General features: G+C 43.8%; 25 protein-coding genes and 1 pseudogene. 20 read left to right on the forward strand and 6 right to left on the reverse strand.

What is annotated here, in order from left to right; translation table 11 throughout:
• Window positions 1-26 precede the first annotated feature (26 nt).
• From VSQ61_RS21700 to VSQ61_RS21725, 6 genes are all read left to right on the forward strand, one after another.
• Window positions 27-296, forward strand: coding sequence for a DUF7724 family protein (locus tag VSQ61_RS21700; RefSeq protein WP_334346420.1), 270 nt, complete (start codon window positions 27-29; stop codon window positions 294-296).
• 242 nt (window positions 297-538) lie between these two features.
• Window positions 539-868, forward strand: a complete 330-nt coding sequence (locus VSQ61_RS21705; RefSeq protein ID WP_334346421.1) for a hypothetical protein — start codon at window positions 539-541, stop codon at window positions 866-868.
• Complete coding sequence (locus tag VSQ61_RS21710) at window positions 859-1,083, forward strand: hypothetical protein (RefSeq protein ID WP_334346422.1); 225 nt, start codon at window positions 859-861, stop codon at window positions 1,081-1,083. Before VSQ61_RS21705 ends, VSQ61_RS21710 begins: the two co-directional genes overlap by 10 nt.
• A gap of 17 nt (window positions 1,084-1,100) precedes the next feature.
• Window positions 1,101-1,724, forward strand: coding sequence for a helix-turn-helix domain-containing protein (locus tag VSQ61_RS21715; protein ID WP_334346423.1), 624 nt, complete (start codon window positions 1,101-1,103; stop codon window positions 1,722-1,724).
• A 41-nt stretch (window positions 1,725-1,765) separates the two neighbouring features.
• Complete coding sequence (locus VSQ61_RS21720; RefSeq protein ID WP_334346424.1) at window positions 1,766-2,005, forward strand: hypothetical protein; 240 nt, start codon at window positions 1,766-1,768, stop codon at window positions 2,003-2,005.
• Window positions 2,006-2,040: 35 nt separating this feature from the next.
• Entirely contained in the window at window positions 2,041-2,199 is a 159-nt protein-coding gene (locus tag VSQ61_RS21725; RefSeq protein WP_334346425.1) for a hypothetical protein, read from the forward strand.
• Here the strand turns inward: VSQ61_RS21725 and VSQ61_RS21730 are convergent.
• Window positions 2,192-2,434, reverse strand: a complete 243-nt coding sequence (locus tag VSQ61_RS21730) for a helix-turn-helix domain-containing protein (RefSeq protein ID WP_334346426.1) — start codon at window positions 2,432-2,434, stop codon at window positions 2,192-2,194. The two genes, VSQ61_RS21725 and VSQ61_RS21730, sit on opposite strands and share 8 nt — an antisense overlap.
• 92 nt (window positions 2,435-2,526) lie before the next feature.
• Between VSQ61_RS21730 and VSQ61_RS21735 the strand changes: the two genes are divergently transcribed.
• On the forward strand, window positions 2,527-2,805 hold the full coding sequence (locus tag VSQ61_RS21735; RefSeq protein ID WP_334346427.1) for a hypothetical protein: 279 nt from the start codon (window positions 2,527-2,529) through the stop codon (window positions 2,803-2,805).
• 49 nt (window positions 2,806-2,854) lie between these two features.
• On the opposite strand, the gene VSQ61_RS21740 is transcribed toward VSQ61_RS21735, so the two are convergent.
• Both VSQ61_RS21740 and VSQ61_RS21745 read right to left on the reverse strand, forming a co-directional pair.
• Window positions 2,855-3,256, reverse strand: coding sequence for a hypothetical protein (locus VSQ61_RS21740; protein ID WP_334346428.1), 402 nt, complete (start codon window positions 3,254-3,256; stop codon window positions 2,855-2,857).
• 102 nt (window positions 3,257-3,358) lie between these two features.
• Window positions 3,359-3,598 carry a hypothetical protein gene (locus tag VSQ61_RS21745; protein WP_334346429.1) on the reverse strand — a complete coding sequence of 80 codons (240 nt, stop codon included), beginning with the start codon at window positions 3,596-3,598 and terminating at the stop codon, window positions 3,359-3,361.
• A gap of 692 nt (window positions 3,599-4,290) precedes the next feature.
• Between VSQ61_RS21745 and VSQ61_RS21750 the strand changes: the two genes are divergently transcribed.
• From VSQ61_RS21750 to VSQ61_RS21765, 4 genes are all read left to right on the forward strand, one after another.
• A complete protein-coding gene (locus tag VSQ61_RS21750) occupies window positions 4,291-5,112 on the forward strand; it encodes a DUF2971 domain-containing protein (RefSeq protein WP_334346431.1) in 822 nt (273 codons plus the stop codon).
• 97 nt (window positions 5,113-5,209) lie between these two features.
• Window positions 5,210-5,788: a TlpA family protein disulfide reductase gene (locus VSQ61_RS21755; RefSeq protein ID WP_334346432.1), complete on the forward strand. Its 579-nt coding sequence runs from the start codon at window positions 5,210-5,212 to the stop codon at window positions 5,786-5,788.
• The gene (locus VSQ61_RS21760; protein ID WP_334346433.1) at window positions 5,766-5,981 is read left to right on the forward strand and encodes a CD1871A family CXXC motif-containing protein; all 216 of its coding nucleotides are present in this window, start codon (window positions 5,766-5,768) and stop codon (window positions 5,979-5,981) included. Before VSQ61_RS21755 ends, VSQ61_RS21760 begins: the two co-directional genes overlap by 23 nt.
• 4 nt (window positions 5,982-5,985) lie before the next feature.
• Entirely contained in the window at window positions 5,986-6,813 is an 828-nt protein-coding gene (locus VSQ61_RS21765; RefSeq protein ID WP_334346434.1) for a 4Fe-4S binding protein, read from the forward strand.
• A 5-nt stretch (window positions 6,814-6,818) separates the two neighbouring features.
• Here VSQ61_RS21765 and VSQ61_RS21770 read toward each other — a convergent pair whose 3' ends face one another.
• Entirely contained in the window at window positions 6,819-7,322 is a 504-nt protein-coding gene (locus tag VSQ61_RS21770) for a hypothetical protein (protein WP_334346436.1), read from the reverse strand.
• A gap of 739 nt (window positions 7,323-8,061) precedes the next feature.
• Here VSQ61_RS21770 and acsV point away from each other — a divergent pair.
• Both acsV and VSQ61_RS21780 read left to right on the forward strand, forming a co-directional pair.
• Complete coding sequence (acsV, locus tag VSQ61_RS21775; protein ID WP_334346437.1) at window positions 8,062-9,987, forward strand: corrinoid activation/regeneration protein AcsV; 1,926 nt, start codon at window positions 8,062-8,064, stop codon at window positions 9,985-9,987.
• Between the two features lie 234 nt (window positions 9,988-10,221).
• Window positions 10,222-10,866, forward strand: coding sequence for a DUF3786 domain-containing protein (locus VSQ61_RS21780; protein WP_334346438.1), 645 nt, complete (start codon window positions 10,222-10,224; stop codon window positions 10,864-10,866).
• Window positions 10,867-10,902: 36 nt separating this feature from the next.
• Here the strand turns inward: VSQ61_RS21780 and VSQ61_RS21785 are convergent, their stop codons facing one another.
• A complete protein-coding gene (locus tag VSQ61_RS21785; protein ID WP_334346439.1) occupies window positions 10,903-11,673 on the reverse strand; it encodes a Cof-type HAD-IIB family hydrolase in 771 nt (256 codons plus the stop codon).
• 1 nt (window position 11,674) lies between these two features.
• Window positions 11,675-12,391 carry a GntR family transcriptional regulator gene (locus tag VSQ61_RS21790; RefSeq protein WP_334346440.1) on the reverse strand — a complete coding sequence of 239 codons (717 nt, stop codon included), beginning with the start codon at window positions 12,389-12,391 and terminating at the stop codon, window positions 11,675-11,677.
• Window positions 12,392-12,802: 411 nt separating this feature from the next.
• On the opposite strand from VSQ61_RS21790, the gene VSQ61_RS21795 reads away from it, so the two are divergent.
• The 7 genes and pseudogenes from VSQ61_RS21795 to VSQ61_RS21825 all read left to right on the forward strand — a co-directional run.
• On the forward strand, window positions 12,803-13,243 hold the full coding sequence (locus tag VSQ61_RS21795) for a PTS sugar transporter subunit IIA (RefSeq protein WP_334346441.1): 441 nt from the start codon (window positions 12,803-12,805) through the stop codon (window positions 13,241-13,243).
• A gap of 146 nt (window positions 13,244-13,389) precedes the next feature.
• Complete coding sequence (locus VSQ61_RS21800) at window positions 13,390-13,884, forward strand: PTS sugar transporter subunit IIB (protein ID WP_334346443.1); 495 nt, start codon at window positions 13,390-13,392, stop codon at window positions 13,882-13,884.
• Between the two features lie 17 nt (window positions 13,885-13,901).
• Window positions 13,902-14,693 carry a PTS mannose/fructose/sorbose/N-acetylgalactosamine transporter subunit IIC gene (locus VSQ61_RS21805; RefSeq protein WP_334346444.1) on the forward strand — a complete coding sequence of 264 codons (792 nt, stop codon included), beginning with the start codon at window positions 13,902-13,904 and terminating at the stop codon, window positions 14,691-14,693.
• A complete protein-coding gene (locus VSQ61_RS21810) occupies window positions 14,693-15,535 on the forward strand; it encodes a PTS system mannose/fructose/sorbose family transporter subunit IID (protein ID WP_334346445.1) in 843 nt (280 codons plus the stop codon). The genes VSQ61_RS21805 and VSQ61_RS21810 overlap by 1 nt, the downstream gene beginning before the upstream one ends.
• Window positions 15,535-16,653 (forward strand): SIS domain-containing protein, encoded by a 1,119-nt coding sequence (locus VSQ61_RS21815; protein WP_334346446.1) that lies wholly within the window; start codon window positions 15,535-15,537, stop codon window positions 16,651-16,653. The genes VSQ61_RS21810 and VSQ61_RS21815 overlap by 1 nt, the downstream gene beginning before the upstream one ends.
• Before the next feature lie 411 nt (window positions 16,654-17,064).
• Window positions 17,065-18,069, forward strand: coding sequence for an asparaginase (locus VSQ61_RS21820; RefSeq protein WP_334346447.1), 1,005 nt, complete (start codon window positions 17,065-17,067; stop codon window positions 18,067-18,069).
• A 587-nt stretch (window positions 18,070-18,656) separates the two neighbouring features.
• Window positions 18,657-18,998 (forward strand): annotated as a pseudogene (locus VSQ61_RS21825) (hypothetical protein); the annotation flags it as partial.

Here is an 18,998-nt window from a genome sequence, read left to right on the forward strand (position 1 = left end):
AAATATTATGAAAGAAGGTGTATGACATGGAATATGCAGTATTAAGCAGCAAATCAAACTATACAATATTTAAATTTGGTAATCATGTGATTCGTTTCAAGGCACCTTATTCATTGGAGTATTATAGTTCAGTAAAGGAATGGGATCATGGATACCTGGTTGTTATGGCAAAATATAGACACAGCATTCAGGATGAAGAAGAATACATTGATCTGGTTCCTATTCTGGAAAAATTATATTTTGATGTAGATGAGTTTCTAAAACCTATTAAGGAAGTAAGGGTAGAATATGCTTAATATGAAAGAAGTAGCAGATGCAAGATTTTGATAAAAATGATTAAAGCATGGGATGAGCTTTTTCTTATGGAAAACTACTGCTAACGGCAAGGATTAAATACCAAAGAATTGCTGCTAAATAGTTGATGATGTTTATAATTTTCAGCCAAGCACAGAGTTTTCTATGGTTGTGGAGAATGGAACATATAACGTAAATGAGTAATTTTAAGAAATGATGCAGAATTACAAAGCAGGTATATCATATGAGCGTTGCGAAAAAGGGCAGAAGAATCCTTATTTATGAAGAAAAAGAGTATATCTGGTGGGTGAGGGAAGAAGATGACGACTGCGGCAAAATCTGGCTTACGGTTGTTTCATCCGATAAGAGCCTTGTAGTATCCTATCGAGTGGGAGAAGGAGACTTTTTCATTGTCAGTAAAGGAAAAATATTCCAAGGAAAAGAAACCTCCGGAAAATGGGAATATTATTGGTACCCCTTTTCTGCCAGTCCGCCTATGGTAATTACTCCGAAATTTGTCCGAGAGCTGCTTGCATGGGCAATTCATGGACGGGATGCAGAAAAATGCCAATGACCGGAAATGATTTTAAATTGTCAGGAACCATTGACATTTTTCCATGGGAGCTTGGTGGCAATGCAACCGCCATTTCTGATAGAATACTCCTATCAAAAGCAGCAGTATCCCGACAATTCCGGAAAAATTTGCAGACACATGCCGTTGGCGACTGGAAGCTCGTTCGGATAAAGGGGACTGGTAAGGGCATGCATTATGGGATGCCCTTAGGCTAAAATAAGGAGGAGCAGGTATGAATGTAGCAGACAGAATACAAACATTGAGAAAAGCAAAAGGAATGTCCCAGGAGGGATTGGCGGATCGGATTGGCGTGTCAAGACAGACCGTGTCAAAATGGGAAAGCGAACAAAGTCTTCCGGATTTGGAAAAGATCATTCTGTTAAGCGAGTGCTTTGAGGTAACAACCGATTATCTCCTAAAAGGAATTGAGCCCAAACCGGATGCCGCTGATGAAAAGCCGGATGCCAGAATTTTTTCAGCGACGGGAACAGCACTGAATTTCATCGGCTTGGTGGTTTCAATTATGGTGTGGATAGAGGAGCAAAGTACCGTGTCTGTTGCCATTGGCCTGATTTTTATGGCCATGGGATGCATGATTGCGGCAATCGGACAGTTTGTGGGGGAATGCAGAAAAAGTGCCCTCAGATGGTTTTTGGTCGTCAATGTGTGGTTTTTGGCATTGATTCCGATTTCCTGTGTATTTAATTGTATACAGGGGATTTTGGGGGGCTTTTCGTGGATGTTTATGCCGGTTCCTTATTTTGGAAATTCTTTCGTAGTCTTTTGCCTGGGATGGCTGGCGTATCTGGCTGTTTGCATTTGCACGGATTTGATTTTGGTGAAAGGGAAAAGATAGGACTTCTACAGAGTGGAAATTTTGTTCAATCAGTATTTGAGATGATAATAGAGATAGAAGCGTATTTTGGCGATTGCTATTTGTGGGGAAAAGGAAGCACTTTTTCAGAAATAAAAAAGCAAATGAATCAGATTTTAAGTGAAGTAAGTGAAACTGATTTTGCGGATGTTTTTTGTGCCCGTTTTGGGTATGAAAAAATAATTCCTGCAGATAAATTCGTTGATGTTGTAATTGATTTGGATACGCATAAGATCTATAGGAGGTATAATATGGATGGCTGAAATAAGGTACCAATGGGGTGCATGTGGGTTTACTTATGAAAGTACCTTTTCCGCATAGCGGAAAACTGAGTTCAGGGATGCCCCATGTGCCACTACTGATTGTCATTTATGGTGGTGCGCCAATGAGCGCATGTGGGTTTACTATGCAGGGAAGAACCTATGCTGTGGAGAAAAATGAGAGAGCAACTATGTAATCTCTTGAAAAAAAGCATTAAAATCACACTCAAGTATTTGAGTGAGCGCAATCAGCATATCAACACTGGGATTATTAAGCCCAGCTTCCACCTTACTATATGTACCTGTGCTGATATCAACACCAAGAAGCTGTAATTGTGAAACAATATCTTTGTTGCGCATGCCCTTTTGAATCCTCAGCTTTTTAATGTTTTCTCCTAAAAGATGATTGGTTCTCTGATTTACTCTGTCCATAATGTGAGTGTATCCAAAATGGCAGTAAAAATGATTCCAAAATGGCAGGAAATGTGGTATAATTCCATAAATGGGATCAAAAAGGAGAAGCAATGTCAGAAAAAATATTGAACATAATTGCGGAATGTCTTATGGATAAAGAGCTTTACGATTTTATATCTAAGGATGAAATTTATCTGAAGGGGGACAAAAAGATTGAAGAATTGACAATTCAATTATTAGAAATGGATTTATCAAAAGAAGTACATTCAGCAGTTAATGCATTAATAAATGCCTATATGATGAATTGTACCAGATATAGCAGATTGGCATATATAAAGGGGTTTAAGGATAGCGCTGCATTATTGAAAGAGATGAATTTAATCAATTAACTGCATAGAATGGTACTGTATTCACAGCCAATATTCAAGTAATAATGCATTAGCTTTTTCTCCGGTTATAAGAAAGACGAACCCTGTTTCCGGCCGCAGAATCTAAACCGTCAGCCTGTGAAATCCCCTGACCACAGGAACCGGAATTGCCGGATATAAAGACAGGCACAATGCAGATAGGGCAGGTGCCGTCCTCCTTAATACGGGAACCGCACATAGAACAATATTTATCCTCAGCTTCCGAAGCCAACTGACCGATCTTATCCGCTGCAGCGTCAGAGACAAGGGGAGCATCCGCCCCAATAGGATTGCCGTAATCCAAAGACCGTTCTTTCATAGAATTACGAAATATAGCCGCAAAAGAGCCTGCGGTTTTTGAAGCTGGCAAAACAGGCTGATTTATCTTAGAAGCCGCAAAAATATTTGATATATGAATACTTTCCGAAATCATAAAAATTCTCCTTTTTAATCCCCTGCGGGCATCCTCTAATACATACCCCTCGGAGTGAGTAGTAAAGTATAAAACTGTAAGTCAAGCATATGGCATTAACAGTTATTTGTCAATAAAAATTACATGATTACTAATGAACCAATTTCGCCCCTTTCGAAGCAAATGGCAGGTCATCAGCGTCAAAGCAAAGCTCCCCATACAGATCCCAAATACCTGTACAGGCATAATAGGGCAGACCCGGACCGCATAATACGCAAGCACCACCGGGATGGATTGACGCAGGAGATAGAGCAGATAGGATATCTGATTAAAATAAACAGTAAATCCGGTCTTCCGGTTCAAGAATCGCTTCCCTATCACAAGAAAAAACAAAATAGAGATCTACCCAATAAAATGAACCCACAGATCCCCGTAATAGGAAAAATGGTAATAAAGCACGCCGGAAGCAACAGCAATATGGTCAGATTCCGGAGATTGTCAATGTAATGCTTTCTCGATGGATTTTTCATAAATTCAGAATATGACAGTTCCATATACTTGCCAATAAAAATGAGCCCGTATGAGGCATACGATCTCATTGGAAAAATTAGGAAGACGCATATTGAATTATGTTGATAACGAAAGAGATTTAATATGCAGTTACAAGATTTTGGACATTCCCATAACAAAGAATTTGATGATTTCTTAAAAGTGTTTACTGAATGTATTAGACAAATTGATGATTTGCATTTTTAGGCTGAAAAGAAAGGCAAAATGAGCGGTTAGCCGGATTCATTAAAATTCTGAAGGCACAGAAGGGCGTCAAGGTATTGTGTTTTGAAACCAAACGGTTTATATTATTTATAGCGAAGTGTGCTTTCAGAATGGAGCAAAGAAATGAAAACGTCTGATATGATATAGAAGCTATGGAATAAAAAAGAGATAAGTGCATCAGAACCGGCCAGGCACATTGGCTTGAGAAATATTGCAAAGAAGCGGGATAGGCAAAGACAGTCGCAATTGAACAAATCTTGAATTAGTATGGAGGACAAATTATGCTATACCACTACACAGACTTCACAGCCTTTGACGGCATTATCCGCTGTGCGGAACTGCGGCTGAACAACATTCTGAATATGAATGATGCGTCCGAAATGCGATTTTTTATGAACGGCCTATGCCGTGCCGTTATGGAGCGGTTACAGTCAAACGGCGAGGAAGAAAAGAGCCGTGTGATAGAGAAGTTTTTCCGTGGGGAGCTGGCAGAGGAATTCCGCTATTCCGCATATGCGGCCTGCTTTTCCAAATACAGAGATGACGCCGCCCAGTGGGAGCGGTACGGACATCTGGGACAGGGCGTCTGCATTGCCTTTCATGAAAATCTGATGCAGAAAATGACAGGCGGAGCCGTATCACTGCAAACCGTGTACTATCAGAAAGATATGCGGGAGCATCGGCTTGTGGAAGAATTTTATCAGCTTATGACGGAAGAAAAGCAATTTTCAGAAATACAGCAGGAGCTGCGGGAGCTTATGAATGATGCATGGATACAGTCGGCGGCTTTCAAGCATCCCTCTTTTGCGAGGGAGAAAGAGCGAAGGCTGGTGATTTCTCCGTTTATATTAAATGAATTTGCCGTGGAGCCAAGATACCATGTGTCGGCAGGGCGGATTAAGAAATATTATCCTCTTGATTTGAACCGGATGTGCGGGCGGCTGGGACTTCATATGTCAGAATTGTTCGGGGAGATCATTATCGGCCCGGCATCCTCCCAATCCATACCAATCCTGCAGGATTATCTGGTTGACTGCGGTCTGAATTCACTGAAGCACAAGATTAGCATGTCGGACTGTCCCTTAAGGAAGCCAATATCATAGAGTCTTCCGAAAAAATAAAAAAGAAGCTTTTAAATTTATAGGATGTCCTGAGAAACAAATCAGAAATTGGGGGCATCAAATAACAGGAGGTTAACAGATGTGTAAATGCAGTAAAAAGTATCTGCTGATTAGTGTTTTATTAGCAGCGTTATTATGCGGATGTACTAAGAAGAATACAGTGAAAAATCCGGTAGAAGAGGAAAATGCTGCTTCAACGGAAAAAGAAAATTCTGCATCCAATGTTGTATCCTTCGAAGGCAAAGATATGGATGGCAATACATTTTCAGTCGAGAACTGTGCCGATTCCCGGCTGACTATGATCAATGTCTGGGCAACCTACTGCAATCCCTGCCTTAGCGAGATGCCGGAGCTTGGGGAGTTGACAAAGGAATACGAGGCAGAGGATTTCCAACTGATTGGTATTGTCAGTGATGTGCTGGAAGGGCAGGAGGATGAGAGTTTGGAATATGCATTGAGCCTGATTGAGGAAACAGGGGCCGATTATCCCCATTTGCTTTTGAACGAGTCCTTGTACAAGGGGCTTCTCACAGAGGTGACAGCAGTGCCTACAACATTTTTCTTGAATAAAGATGGAGAGATTCTGGATGTGATTGTGGGGGCCATGGATAAATCCAAGTGGAAGGAGAAGATAGATGCATTACTGGAAGAACTATAGGCAAAAAACGTATCTTGACAGACAAAGTCTGTCAGTTGGGAAAGGGCATGAATTATGGCATGTCCGTAAAGTATGGATTTTGGGTACGGCCTTGGGAGTTATATTTCTGGGTATCGGTGCTGCTCAGGGACAGCTTGGTGTTATCTGGAAAAAGGCAGTGATGATTTGTTTGGAATGCATTGGGATCGGGTAAAGATATGAGAAAAAATCTGCGTCTTAAAATACAACTTCTTTTTACTATTGTTACCAATGGGTATGCTTACGGTTTTTTCAAAGGAAAAATTTATCAGGGAACTTTTAAATATGTCTGCGTTCCCGGCTTAAATTGCTATTCCTGCCCTGGAGCAGTCGGATCCTGTCCCATAGGGGCACTCCAGGCATTGCTGAATCAGCGGAATCTTCAGATACCTTTTGGGGTTCTTGGATTTTTCTTTGTGTTTGGAAGCATACTGGGACGCTTTGTCTGCGGGTGGCTGTGTCCCTTTGGGTTAGTTCAGGATCTGATTCATAAGATTCCGATTTTTCAAAAAAGAAAGCGGCTGCCCTTTCATTCAGTTCTGAAATATGGAAAATATCTTGTTTTGATATTTCTGGTGTGCATTGGCTCTATGTTCCTTTTTGGCGGCTTTGCGAAAGTTCCGGCCTTTTGCAAATATCTATGTCCTTCCGGCACATTATTTGGGGCCTTGCCCCTGCTTACAGGAAATAGCCTGTTGCGTAGCCAGATTGGAGGACTGTTTTTCTGGAAGCTTGGCCTTCTGATATTTCTTTTGATTATTTCGGTGAAGATTTACCGTCCATTTTGCCAATACCTGTGCCCCCTGGGGGCTATTTATGGTTGGTTTAATCGTATCAGTCTTGTGCAGATTCATTGGGAGGAAGAAGCATGCAGCTCCTGCAGTTCCTGTGAGGCAGCCTGTCCGGTTGGACTTTCTATAAAGGAGATATCAGGCTCTCCCGAATGCATACGCTGCGGCAGATGTATACAGGCATGTCCCAAGAAATGTCTGCATTTTCGGAAGTAAGGATTTTAGCATATTCCCTGCTGAACTTCCTGCTTTCCGAAGAAATTTTGTTCCACCTCCCGGCGCACCTGCTGTTCTGTCAAGGGAGCGGAGGAGGAAAGCTCAAAGTATACATAACCGCTGCTGGATTTTGCATAGCCGCAGGCGGTGTAGAGATTTCCGCTGGGAAGTTTTTTCTCCAGAGAAAGGTAAGTGTAGGCTTCCCGGTCAATCCAGTCCCCAATGGTATAATCAATGTTGGAAGTTGTTAATTCTACTACGGCCTCAGACACATAATCGCAGAGCACTTCGTCCAGAATCCATTTTTCCCGTTCTGAAAGCTTTACATAGGAAAGCTGAATAGGAGAGGAGCTTTTGGTGGGAAGCTTGACCGATGTGAGGATGCCTTGCTCTATATGAAAAGTTTCCTCTGCTGTAAAGTTGGCAGCCAGTACCTCTTTGGAGTCAGGCAGTATGGAACATGTGATTGCTGCCAGTGTTATAAGACATGTTAAGATGATTTTTTTCATAGACCCCTCCCGCTTCTATTTGGATGGTATTCTAAGAAGCTTTTGCATGCTTGTATTAGGGTTGAACTTCTAAGAATACTCTTGTTATTTGGAGTTTTTATCAGTATACACTAAAAGTATTACAAAAATATGAAGAACACATTTATATTGTGTTATAATTATGAGAAATTTAAATAAATATTCAGAAAAAATAACAATTAGCGACAAAGAGGGACAAGAATAGACGAGAATAGAGAATCCGGCCTATATAAAGTTGCCTTACGGCAAGAGGCCGGATTCCGGCTCCAGTACTGTACTGGCCTGTGACCGTGCAGCGCAGTGCACGGAGTGAACCGTAACAAAATTTACGAGAAAAGCTGCGATTTTTTATGTAAGTTTTACAAAAGAATTTTTGGGAAACGAGAGATGAATGGAGATAGATATTTTAAAGAATACCTTTTATTTGATTGCAGTAGGCAGCGGTAGTATGGTATAATTTTAACAATGGGATTGCGTTCAGGAAAAAGTTTAGAAAACAGTAACACCTGGACAGTGCACAGAGCCATTTAGGGACGCATGTATTTGCGGCCATAAATGGATCTAAGAGTCGGTGTACTGTTCAGGTGTTACGGAACTAAAAACAGCAGCACTTGAATTAGAGCCAGAACAATTTGCAAGCGCATGTATTTGCGGTTGAAAATTGTTCTAGATGGAGGGCACTGGTTCAAGTGCTGCGGAACTGGAATGGAGGAAATTTGGAATGGCAAATGTAGTATTTCGATTCGAGGACGGCGATCAGGTAACGGTGTCCACAGCCCTGGGAGAAAACTTGCTTGAGACGGCCCGGAAATCCAATGTGGTGATTGACGCCCCCTGCTCCGGCAATGCTTCCTGCGGAAAATGTAAGGTAAAGTTTATTAAGGGCAAGCTGGATTCCAAGAAGACCCGTCATATCAGCGATGCGGAGTATGAGGAGGGCTGGCGTCTGGCCTGTGTAAGCCAGGTGGCAGGAGATGTGGAGGTGATGGTGCCGGACATTGCCTCTGCTTACCGCAGCCGCATGAAAGTGGCGGACCTAAGCTCCCCGGAGGAGGTAGCCATCTTTGACGAATCCAAGCGGAAGATTGAGGAAGCGGATCTGCCGCTTCACAACAACATCCATATTGTGCGGATCAAAATGGACCCTCCAAGCCTTGAGGATACCATGCCGGATATTGAGCGTGTGATTCGAGCTTTGCAGGAGGTTACAGGGATCCAGTATATCCGGATTCCCTATTCTTCCCTGCGGAAGCTTCCCAACACCCTGCGGAGCAGCAATTTTGAGATCCAGTGTATCATCGGCCAGGCTCAACGCCATGTATTTGTCTATGATGTGTATGGGGCAAATGAAGATTTGATCGTGGGCGGCCTTGCCGTTGACATCGGAACTACCACCGTGTCCGCAGTAGTAGTGGATATGATAGACGGAAAGATTCTGGCAAAGGCATCCACCGGAAACGGACAGATCCGTTACGGTGCGGATGTTATCAACCGGATTATTGAATCCACCAAGCAGGGCGGGCGTACCCGTCTGCAGGATGCCATAGTAGCGGAGACACTGAATCCAATGATTCAGCAAATGTGCCGATCCGCGGGAATCAGCACACGGCATATTTACCGTCTGGCCATTGCGGGCAACACCACCATGAATCACTTGCTTATGGGAATCAATGCGGATCCTCTCCGCATGGAGCCGTATATTCCGGCATTTTTTAAGACAAACTCTTTCTATGCGTCGGATATTAATCTAAAGGTTCACCCGGATGCTCATATTATTATGGCTCCCAATATCGGAAGCTATGTGGGCGGAGATATTACGGCAGGTACTCTGGTGAGTATGCTCTGGAACCGGCCGGAATTTTCCCTGTTTATTGACCTGGGAACCAACGGAGAGCTGGTGTTCGGCAACTCCGACTTTATGATGAGCTGTGCCTGCTCTGCAGGTCCGGCCTTTGAGGGCGGCGATATCAGCTGCGGCATGCGTGCTACGGACGGAGCGATTGAGGCGTGTACCATTGATGCGGAAACCATGGAGCCTGATTTTACCATTATTGGAGATGAGAAAGAGAAGCCTATCGGTCTGTGCGGTTCCGGTATTATTGATGTGATTGCGGAGCTGTTCCGCTGTAAGATTATCAGCCCCAAGGGTAAATTTGTCCGGGACGGGAAGCGGATTAAGAGGGATGCCTACGGGATGGGAAGCTACGTGCTGGCCCCCCAGGAGGAATCCGGCACTGTGAAGGATGTGGAGATTACCGAGGTGGATATTGATAACTTTATCCGTGCCAAGGGAGCGATTTTCTCTGCTATTCGCACTATGCTTAAGACGCTGGATTTTGATATCAGTATGATTGAGCAGGTGTATGTGGCAGGCGGAATCGGAAGCGGCATCAATATGCAGAATGCCATTAATATCGGTATGTTCCCGGATATTCCGGTGGAATGCTACCATTATATCGGCAATTCTTCTTTGTCTGGCGCTTATGCGATGCTGCTGTCTACCAAGGCGGAACGGAAAGTCTATGAGCTGGCTCAGAATATGACCTATCTGGAGCTTTCCACGGAGCCGGGATATATGGATGAGTTTGTGGCTTGCTGTTTCCTGCCTCATACGGATAGTTCATTGTTCCCGTCCATAGAGCAGTAGAAGCAAGACTGCTGCTTAGAGTGAACGAATGACTAAGCTTATGGGCTTGAATTTATATATAGAGCCAAAGCAAGAAAACAGTGAAGAGAATGATTTGCATATCATTATTTCCTGTAGAGCGTATTTGTTATAAAAAATTGCCCACTTCTCTCAAAGACGTATCTTTTTTGGGAGAGTGGGCAATTGAATGATAGGCTGTAAGGATAGAAATAAGTAAAAGGAGTAGGAGCGACAATGGAATTTCCCTATGAAAAAGACAACAAGGAACGGATTCCCCTTACGCATTATCTGGAGGAATACCAAAAAATAGACCCAAAGGAAGCGGCCCTGCGCTGCGGCGTGGAGTTTGATGAGGAAAAGCAGCAGTTTCATGTTCGGCTGATGGGCTATTCCTATCTGGCGGATTATCCGGAGTTTGCACTTCATCCGGAAGAGGGGGAGGAAGGTCCCGTACATTTTTCAGAAATGGTTCCGGCTAAGATTATTGTTTTGCGGTTTCTTATTTCCGGCCAGTCTGTGAAAAGCACCGGAAAGTATCTGACCTATCGGGAGGTGCCCTGGGGCGAGGTGTATTTCCGGCAGTTTGAGGGGCGGTGTCTGACAAGGCTTAAGTTTGCCTTTGGTTTTAAGCTGAATGAGTTTGCAGCAGCTATGGAGAAGCTTGGGGCGGAAAAAATTTCCATGGGGGATGCGGCCTATGAGTTTGAATTTATAAACGGACTTCATGTACGATTTATTCTGTGGGCCGGGGATGATGAATTCCCGCCCTCTTCGCAGATTTTATTTGAGGATAATTTTCCTTATGCTTATCAGGCGGAGGATCTGGCGGTGGTGGGGGATATTTCCATTACGACGCTGAAAGCTTTGGCGGCTTCCTGATATGGGGAGATGAAAAATTCTCCGATTCATACTGTTTTAGATCAAGTGGAAATGCTTAAGAGCATGTGCAATGCCATGATCATCTATATCTGTAGTGATATAATCTGCGGCTGCTTTTGCTTTTTGGGAAGCATTTCCCATGGCCACGCCGATTTGTGCAAATTCCAGCATATCCACGTCGTTGTCTCCGTCTCCAAAGGCCATGATGCTGTCAGAGGTCAGATTGTAGTGCTCTAAAAGCTTTTGGATGCCGACCGTTTTCCCGCCGTCTGCAGGGATTATATCGATGGCGCCTTCATCCCAGCTGGTGAATTTACAGTGGTCTAGGCATGAAAGGAGTTCTTTTGCATCCGCTTGGGTAAAAAATCCGGCGGCTTGATAAAGCTCTCCTCCGCAGTAGTCCTCTATGGGCGGTGCAAAGGATGAGACATTTTTTAAGGATGAGCTTACTTTCTCATGTGTCATATTGGTGTACCGGCGGTTCTCTTCGATCAAGGTAAGAGGCCGCCTTTTTGTGCGGAAAAATGCAGCGATTTTCTCTGTGTCCGCCTGGCAAATGGGATTTTTGTAGAATACATGCTTTTGGCGGTCCAGACAGATCTGCCCGGTCAGCGACACGTATCCGTCAAAGGGAATAAGATCACCTAACAGATGCTCGATCATGATCATGTGTCTTCCAGTGGCCGTGAAAATCGGAATTCCCTGTTCCTGAAGCTCCTTTAGGGCTTTGCATGCACTTTCTGGTATCTGATGGGCTTTGTGAGAGTATAGGGTTCCGTCAATGTCAAAAAATACGGCTTTTATCATTTTAGTTTGTCCTCGAGAAGTGATAGGTATATCGGCTGCCGGCATAGTAGGTTTCTGTGTACTCAAAGAGAAGGTCCGGTTCAATGGTGCTGGTGTGGCTGGATTTTAACAGTGCGCAGGAATCAACCTGTAAGAGTTCCTGCTGCTTTTTACTGGGAAGCAGTGCGCTGAAATTGTGATCCAATACAATTGGATATATCTGGTGGGTATTGTTAAGGTATTCATAAAGGGATCCTTCCAGAATTGTCACATCCAGGGCCGGAAGGTATTTACAGGGGATATAGGTATGGCTTAGTGCAATCCGAACATCATTACTGGTACGGATGCGGAAAATATAGTGAAGAAGTTCCTGAGCCTCAAGCCTGAGCTGTTCTGCGGCCAGGGGAGCTTCTTCTGTGCGTATAACCCGGTATTCCATTAAGATAGCGCCTGCTTTTTTTCCCACAGAGGCCATGTCCGCAGAGAAGCTGCTTCCGGATGTTCCGATGTTTTTCGTAACCTTGGGCTCCAATACAAAGCTTCCTTTTCCTGCCGTACGGCTGATATATCCCTGTGCGGCAAGGGCTGACAGGGCTTTATTGGCTGTCATGCGGCTTACATGGTATTTTTCACAGAGCTGGGCTTCCGTCATAAGCTGCTCTCCGGAGCGCAGCGTTCCGTTCTGAATCATTTCCATAATATCTTGTGCAATCGTTAGGTAAAGAGGTTCTTTTTTCATAGTTGTTCTCCGAAAAATATACTTTTTCTTAAAAAAATATATACATATTATAGAGAAATAATATATAAAAGTCAACATAATCAAAATAACAATATTTTATTTGATTATCATTCATTACAAATAATATACATTAAAACTGCATTAAATATATATTTTTTGACGAAATGTATTGACAAATATATAAATGTATATTAACATAATTAAAAATGTATATACATTAAGAATAAGTCCGGCTAAGAAATGTAGAGTGTTTAACAGAAATATTTTTTGCTGGACGGTAAAGTTGCGAAAGCGCACGAGAGGAACTTTCATGAGTGCACTTTCGAATGAAAGTTTTTCTCATAGGTGTGCGCTGAAGTGACTTTACCCTTTAGTACAGTTGCGTAGCAACTTAAAGAAAGGAGGAACGCAATGAAAAATATTATTCTGCTGACCCATGGAGAGTTTTCCAAAGGGATTGCGCAGTCCTGCCGGTTTATACTTGGAGATGTGCCGAATATGACAGCTCTCAGCATAACGTTAGACGAGTCGGTTGAGCAGGCAAAGGCCATGATTGAAGATGCATGGAGAGCTTTTGACAATTCGGCCCCTACGATTCTTATTACGGATATACCGGGCGGCAGCACCACACAGTCTTCCATTGGAATTCTTGCGGAGCATCCGGATTTTTATTTGGTATCAGGTCTTTGCCTTGGAATGCTGCTTTCACTTGCCATGCTGGAGCTGACGGGTGATCGGGAAGAAAACTTAAGGAATATCCGGGCGGTGATTGAAGAGGCAAAGGATACACTGATGCTGGTAAATGATGTGGAAGCGGCCGGGACTCTGGAAGATACCGAAGGAGAGCTGTAGACAGGATATTACGGAACGAAAACAGTAATATTCTGTCAGTGCACAAATCGATTTGCAGACGCAGCTTTAAGCGGCTGAAAATTGATTTAGATAAGGGTGTATTGACGGAATATTACGGAACTACAAATAGGAAGGAGAAGGAAGTTATGATTAAAGTATTGCGTGTGGACGACCGCTTGTTACATGGCCAGGTAGCTGTTGCCTGGGTAAACTTTTATAAGGCGGATGTGATTCTGATTGCAAACGATCAGGTGATTAAAGATCAGACCATGCAGATGGCGTTTAAACTGGCAACGCCTCCGGGGGTTACTTTGTCTATGAAGTCTTTGGACGGAGCAGTTGCGGTGATTAACAATCCCAAGCATGCGTCCCGCAGCATCATGGTGGTCGCCAAGACCATGCAGGATGCGGAATATGTATGCAATAAGACAGAGGGAGCCATAAAAACTGTTCTTTTGGGAGGTCTTAGAAGCGGAGAAGGAAAGAGGCAGATTGATATGAATTCCTATATGTCAGAAGATGATATTGCGGTTATGAATCGTCTGGAACAGGCAGGAATGGCAATTACCATGCAGCCGGATCCCACGCAGAAAAGCCTTACTTGTGAGGAAATACGGAAAAATTTTAGTAAGAACGGTTAACGGGAAGGAGAAAAACAATGAGTGTTATTCAAGCGGTATTACTTGGCATTCTCGGCGGACTGGGCATCTGGGACAGCCGTGTAATGGGTATGTTTATGATGGATCGGCCCTTGTTTTTAGGACCGGTTGTAGGACTGATTTTGGGGGATTTTCAGACAGGCATTGTGGTTGGGGCTTCTTTAGAGCTGGTTATGATGGGAATTGTAGGAATCGGTTCCGCTACAATTCCGGATACGGTATCGGGCAGTATTCTGGCTACGGCCTTTGTTATAACTTCCGGCCTTGATGTCAGTGCGGCAGTGGCATTGTCTCTGCCGATTGCAACCCTTGGACAGCTTGTAGGCGTTCTGGTCCGCACGGCAAACGGTTATTTTGCACATCAGGCGGATAAGGCTGCGGAGAGAGGCGATTACAAAGGTGTTGACCGAGCCCTGTGGGGAGGCGCCGGATTATTTTTCCTTGCATATTTCCTGCTGGTGTTCTGCGGAGCATTGCTTGGATCCGCAGTGATCGGCGCATTTGTAGATAAGCTTCCCCAGAGTGTGATTGACGGTTTTAAGGTGGCCAGCGGTATGCTTCCGGCTCTTGGAATTGCTATATTGATGCAGCTTCTCTTTGATAAAAAGAATGTGGCATTTTTCTTTGTGGGCTGGGTGTTGAGTGCTCTTCTAGGCGTAAATACCGTAGGAGCCGCAGTAGTAGGAACAACCATTGCCTATATTATGTTCCAATATGGAAGAGGAAGAAAGACAGAAACAGCGGCTGTAGAAACAACAGGTATGTCTGATGATTTGGGAGGTGAATTGTAATGGCAGATGAGAAAGTATTAACAAACGAGGAATCCGTAATGAGCCCGGATATTTTTAAGAAAACCTTTTGGCGGTCATTTCCGCTGCAGGCCTGCTTCTTCTATGAAAGAATGCAGAATGTGGGTTTCGCCTATCAGATGATACCGGCTCTTAAAAAGCTGTATCCCGATAAAGAGGAAGCTTCTGAAGCATTAAAGCGCCATCTGGTGATTTTTAATACTACACCGGCCATTGTTACCTTTATTACAGGCGTTGCCATTGCAATGGAGGAAAAACTGAAAAAGGCAAAGGAAAATGGGGAAGGGGGAGATCCGGAATCCGTCAATGCGGTAAAGACGGCTCTTATGGGACCTCTTGCGGGAATCGGAGATTCTTTCTTCTGGGGAACCTTTCGCATTATTGGCGCAGGTATCGGATGTTCTCTGGCGGCGCAGGGAAGTATTCTGGGTGCCATATTATTCCTGCTGATTTATAATGTACCTCATTTGCTGGTTCGCTATTTTGGATTGAAAATCGGATACCGCAGCGGTATCAGCTTTTTAGGGAATATGTCAGAGGGCGGTGTGATTGCGGCGCTTTCTGAGGTGGCCAAGGTGTTGGGACTTGTTGTGGTAGGCTCTATGTGCGCCTCTATGGTAAGTCTGGCAAGTCCTCTGGTTTTGAATATTGGCGGGGCGGAGATTGTAGTACAGGATATTTTTGACGGAATCATTTCCGGATTTCTTCCGTTGGCTTTGACATTTGGTACATACAAATTATTACAGAAAGGATTTAAGACCACGACAATTCTCTGGGGCATGATTATCGTAGGAATTGTCGGAAGTGTCTTGGGTATTTTATAATGGCATCGAATATGTATAATTACATCTGCGAGACTCCCGCGGTATTAAAACATATCATTGAGAACCGCAGGGAGATTACGCAGGAGTTTGTAGAGAAGTTTAAGGATAAAGAGATTGAGCAGATCTATGTGCTGGGCTCCGGCACCAGCTACCATGCAGGCCTTACGGCAAAGAACTATCTGGAAGAGATGCTGGGTATGAAGGTAATCTGCATGTATCCCACGCAGTTTGAGCGAAGTGAAAAGATATTTAACAAAAATACTTTGGTGATTGGCATGTCTCAGGGCGGGCAGAGCCTTTCTACGGTGGCAGGGCTGGACTGTGCCAAGGCTCAGGGCTTTGGCACGGCGGGAGTTTCCGCAAATAAGAATGCATTTCTTTTCCAGCATGCAGATGCAAAGACGATCATTGAGGTTGGAAATGAAAAATGCGGCGCTAAGACGAAGGGCTATGCCGGAACCACTGTGACTTTGATGATGATGCTGACAGAGCTGGCTTTGGCAAAGGGGATCACCACAGAGGAAAAGGCAGCGGCTTACCGGGAGCGCATGTACAAGGTGATTAATAATCTTGAGAATGTGACAAAGGCTTCTGTTGCGTGGTATGGGAGGATTAAGGAGGAATTCCTTCCGGCAAAGCGCATTATTGTAGTGGGATATGACGGAATGTACGCCGATGTATTGGAAGGCTCTTTAAAAATTCTGGAGACAGTCCGGCAGGGCGTTACCGGATATGATATTGAGGAATTTTTCCATGGAATCTACAACTCCATTACGGACAGTGCCCATGTATTCTATCTGGGCTCCAAAGGGGATTATAAGCCCAGAACCTTGAAGCTGATTGATATTTTAAGTGAGTGGACGCCCCACAATTATCTCATTGCATCTCCGGAGGGAGTGGGCAACAGACGGGATAAGGACCTTCTGGTAGAGTTTACGGAGGATCCGCTGTTCTCTCCGTGGGAGTATATTATCCCTCTGCAGATTGTGGCATGCTTTGCGCCGGAGGATCTGGGAATTAATCCGGATATTCCAAAGGATCCCCAGTTTCATAAGAAAATCGGAAGCAAAAATATGGAGGGCGTTACCAATCCCTATGGTGTGGAAGATGAAAAATAGGATTACGGCAGTGATTGCTTAAAAGGAATGGCTGCGGACCGGACGGGACGATTTCGTTCCGTCCGAAGTCTTTATAGGTACTGTTGTTCGTTCAGGCAGGAATGAATTTTGTGGCTTTGTACAATTTCAACCGGATCGGGAAATTTACCTGGAAGTATGTGCTTTTGTTTGAGCGCATGCTGCTTTGTTTTTTGGAGTAATTGAATGGCTATGGAGGGTGCGGCAAGTGTTTTGTAAGATTTTTACATATAGTGGTTTGTGACTGTGAACAGTAGTGCTGGTTTTAGATTATGAGGTACAGGATCTGGTGAATTACTTGCGGAAGACTGATAAAAGAGTTATTATGAATATGATACCTATGGAGAGTTTTTTTGGAATGTTCTATCAAAAGCCTATGGAGTAAGATGGAAAATGAAAAAGATATTATTAATTGCCACAGGGGGCACCATTGCGTCAAAATATTCATCGGAGGGGCTTAAGCCGGGGATTACCTCTGAAGAGCTGCTGGCTTATGTGCCGGAGATACGGGAATTCTGTATGGTGGATACGGTACAGCCTTTTGAGCTGGACAGCACGAATGTCTGCCAGGAGCACTGGCTGATTTTGGAACGGGTCATAGAGGAAGCCTATGACAGATACCATGGGTTTGTAGTCTGCCATGGAACGGATACGATGGCTTATACGGCGGCAGCCCTTTCTTATCTTATACAGAACAACCGAAAACCAGTCGTTGTGACCGGTGCGCAAAAACCGATTAATCTGGAAATAACCGATGCGAGAGCGAATCTTCGTGACAGCCTCCGGTTCGCTTCGGATGACCGTGCATATGGTGTAAATATTGTTTTTGACGGAAAGGTGATTGCAGGAACCAGGGCAAAGAAAGAGCGTTCCAAGAGCTACAATGCATTTTCCAGTATCAATTATCCGGATATTGCGGTGATTCAGGAGCATAGAATCATTTTTTATATAGAAGATCATTTTCGTCTCACAGAGCCGGTAAGGTTTTATCACAGGATGAATAGGCGGGTACTGCTTTTGAAAATGATTCCGGGAATGGACGGACGGGTGCTGAATATGCTGGCGGATGAGTATGATGCAGTGATTATTGAATCGTTTGGAGTGGGCGGACTTCCCACCTATGGCCAGCATGACTTCCTGGAAGCCATTGATAACTGGTGTAGCCAGGGGAAGAAGATGATTATGGCAACCCAGGTGACCCATGAGGGGAGTGATATGGCGGTTTATCAGGTTGGAAAAGCGATAAAAGAACGCTTTCCGATTATAGAAGCCTTTGACATGACATTGGAGGCGACCGTTACAAAGGTGATGTGGCTTTTGGAACAGAATTTGTCTGGTGAGGAATTTAAAAAGGAGTTTTACCGGACGATTAATCATGATGTTTTGTTGGTGGAGTAAGCGGTGCCGGCATAGGCAAGGGCGTAATGTAAAGAATCGAACGGGGTGGCATTATCACTTGCAATGGAAAATATATCAAATGAAAAATCCCTCCGGCATTGATATTTTTACAAATTACTGTACCATTTAAGCTTTCTCTTTTTTGAACTGTTTTATTTCCGAACGAATCAGATCAGCTATCGCAGCAGATCTGCTGCGATAGCGATGCCATATTTTGATGGAAAAACGTAGTCTTCAGAATATTCTGTGAGTTCCTTCCCTTGAAATCGTACCTTGTAAGCCTTGATTTTAAAGGTTTTTTAAACTCCTTTTTCGTGAATAAGATTGATTTGGTACTTGCAGAATGGAAAATTTTGTGCTAGTATAAAATCCACGGACAGGAATATTTTTCCATCTGCAATTCTTTTGCAGTCAAATGTCTTTTTGTCAATGTCTCCGGTTCGGAGAGGTTTTCAACAAACTAAGAAATGGTACACCCGATAAGTATCCCTAATAGGAATAATGCATTTTGTGTCTCTTTCAGGCACCGGATTTTGTCCGGTAGGGTTATAGTTCAAATATATCCGCTTGTTCCATAGAGACAAAATGTGTATAAAAAATATTGCGGCGGAAAGGAGAAGGTGTATGGCAGATTTGAATTTCCGGTGAGGATTCGCATGGTGCTTCCTAACGATTCCACTAGGCTTGCGGATGAATGTTCTCTACTGGTTACGGATTTGGTGGTGGAGCTTAAGGATGGAAGTCTGGCAAATGTGGAGGTGCAGAAGATTGGCTATATGTTTCCCGGACAGCGCAGTGCGTGTTATTCGTCCGATATGCTGCTGCGTCAGTATAAACGTGTGAGAAGCAAAAGAAGAAAAAAGTTCAGCTACAGGGATGTAAAACCAGTCTATACAATTGTGCTTTTTGAGACCAGTACAAAGGAATTC

It is taken from the genome of Candidatus Merdisoma sp. JLR.KK006, assembly GCF_036941035.1.
Classification (GTDB): domain Bacteria; phylum Bacillota; class Clostridia; order Lachnospirales; family Lachnospiraceae; genus Laedolimicola.

Bases quoted from the DNA above. Each gene is read 5' to 3' on its own strand.
- VSQ61_RS21730 (WP_334346426.1), bottom strand. From the start codon at position 2,434: ATGGACAGAGTAAATCAGAGAACCAATCATCTTTTAGGAGAAAACATT.
- VSQ61_RS21800 (WP_334346443.1), top strand. From the start codon at position 13,390: ATGATTAAAGTATTGCGTGTGGACGACCGCTTGTTACATGGCCAGGTA.
- VSQ61_RS21795 (WP_334346441.1), top strand. From the start codon at position 12,803: ATGAAAAATATTATTCTGCTGACCCATGGAGAGTTTTCCAAAGGGATT.
- VSQ61_RS21780 (WP_334346438.1), top strand. From the start codon at position 10,222: ATGGAATTTCCCTATGAAAAAGACAACAAGGAACGGATTCCCCTTACG.
- VSQ61_RS21790 (WP_334346440.1), bottom strand. From the start codon at position 12,391: ATGAAAAAAGAACCTCTTTACCTAACGATTGCACAAGATATTATGGAA.
- VSQ61_RS21820 (WP_334346447.1), top strand. From the start codon at position 17,065: ATGAAAAAGATATTATTAATTGCCACAGGGGGCACCATTGCGTCAAAA.
- VSQ61_RS21715 (WP_334346423.1), top strand. From the start codon at position 1,101: ATGAATGTAGCAGACAGAATACAAACATTGAGAAAAGCAAAAGGAATG.
- VSQ61_RS21805 (WP_334346444.1), top strand. From the start codon at position 13,902: ATGAGTGTTATTCAAGCGGTATTACTTGGCATTCTCGGCGGACTGGGC.
- VSQ61_RS21770 (WP_334346436.1), bottom strand. From the start codon at position 7,322: ATGAAAAAAATCATCTTAACATGTCTTATAACACTGGCAGCAATCACA.
- VSQ61_RS21815 (WP_334346446.1), top strand. From the start codon at position 15,535: ATGGCATCGAATATGTATAATTACATCTGCGAGACTCCCGCGGTATTA.
- VSQ61_RS21720 (WP_334346424.1), top strand. From the start codon at position 1,766: ATGATAATAGAGATAGAAGCGTATTTTGGCGATTGCTATTTGTGGGGA.
- VSQ61_RS21725 (WP_334346425.1), top strand. From the start codon at position 2,041: ATGAAAGTACCTTTTCCGCATAGCGGAAAACTGAGTTCAGGGATGCCC.
- VSQ61_RS21705 (WP_334346421.1), top strand. From the start codon at position 539: ATGAGCGTTGCGAAAAAGGGCAGAAGAATCCTTATTTATGAAGAAAAA.
- VSQ61_RS21765 (WP_334346434.1), top strand. From the start codon at position 5,986: ATGAGAAAAAATCTGCGTCTTAAAATACAACTTCTTTTTACTATTGTT.
- acsV (WP_334346437.1), top strand. From the start codon at position 8,062: ATGGCAAATGTAGTATTTCGATTCGAGGACGGCGATCAGGTAACGGTG.
- VSQ61_RS21750 (WP_334346431.1), top strand. From the start codon at position 4,291: ATGCTATACCACTACACAGACTTCACAGCCTTTGACGGCATTATCCGC.
- VSQ61_RS21810 (WP_334346445.1), top strand. From the start codon at position 14,693: ATGGCAGATGAGAAAGTATTAACAAACGAGGAATCCGTAATGAGCCCG.
- VSQ61_RS21760 (WP_334346433.1), top strand. From the start codon at position 5,766: ATGCATTACTGGAAGAACTATAGGCAAAAAACGTATCTTGACAGACAA.
- VSQ61_RS21735 (WP_334346427.1), top strand. From the start codon at position 2,527: ATGTCAGAAAAAATATTGAACATAATTGCGGAATGTCTTATGGATAAA.
- VSQ61_RS21710 (WP_334346422.1), top strand. From the start codon at position 859: ATGCCAATGACCGGAAATGATTTTAAATTGTCAGGAACCATTGACATT.
- VSQ61_RS21700 (WP_334346420.1), top strand. From the start codon at position 27: ATGGAATATGCAGTATTAAGCAGCAAATCAAACTATACAATATTTAAA.
- VSQ61_RS21755 (WP_334346432.1), top strand. From the start codon at position 5,210: ATGTGTAAATGCAGTAAAAAGTATCTGCTGATTAGTGTTTTATTAGCA.
- VSQ61_RS21740 (WP_334346428.1), bottom strand. From the start codon at position 3,256: ATGATTTCGGAAAGTATTCATATATCAAATATTTTTGCGGCTTCTAAG.
- VSQ61_RS21785 (WP_334346439.1), bottom strand. From the start codon at position 11,673: ATGATAAAAGCCGTATTTTTTGACATTGACGGAACCCTATACTCTCAC.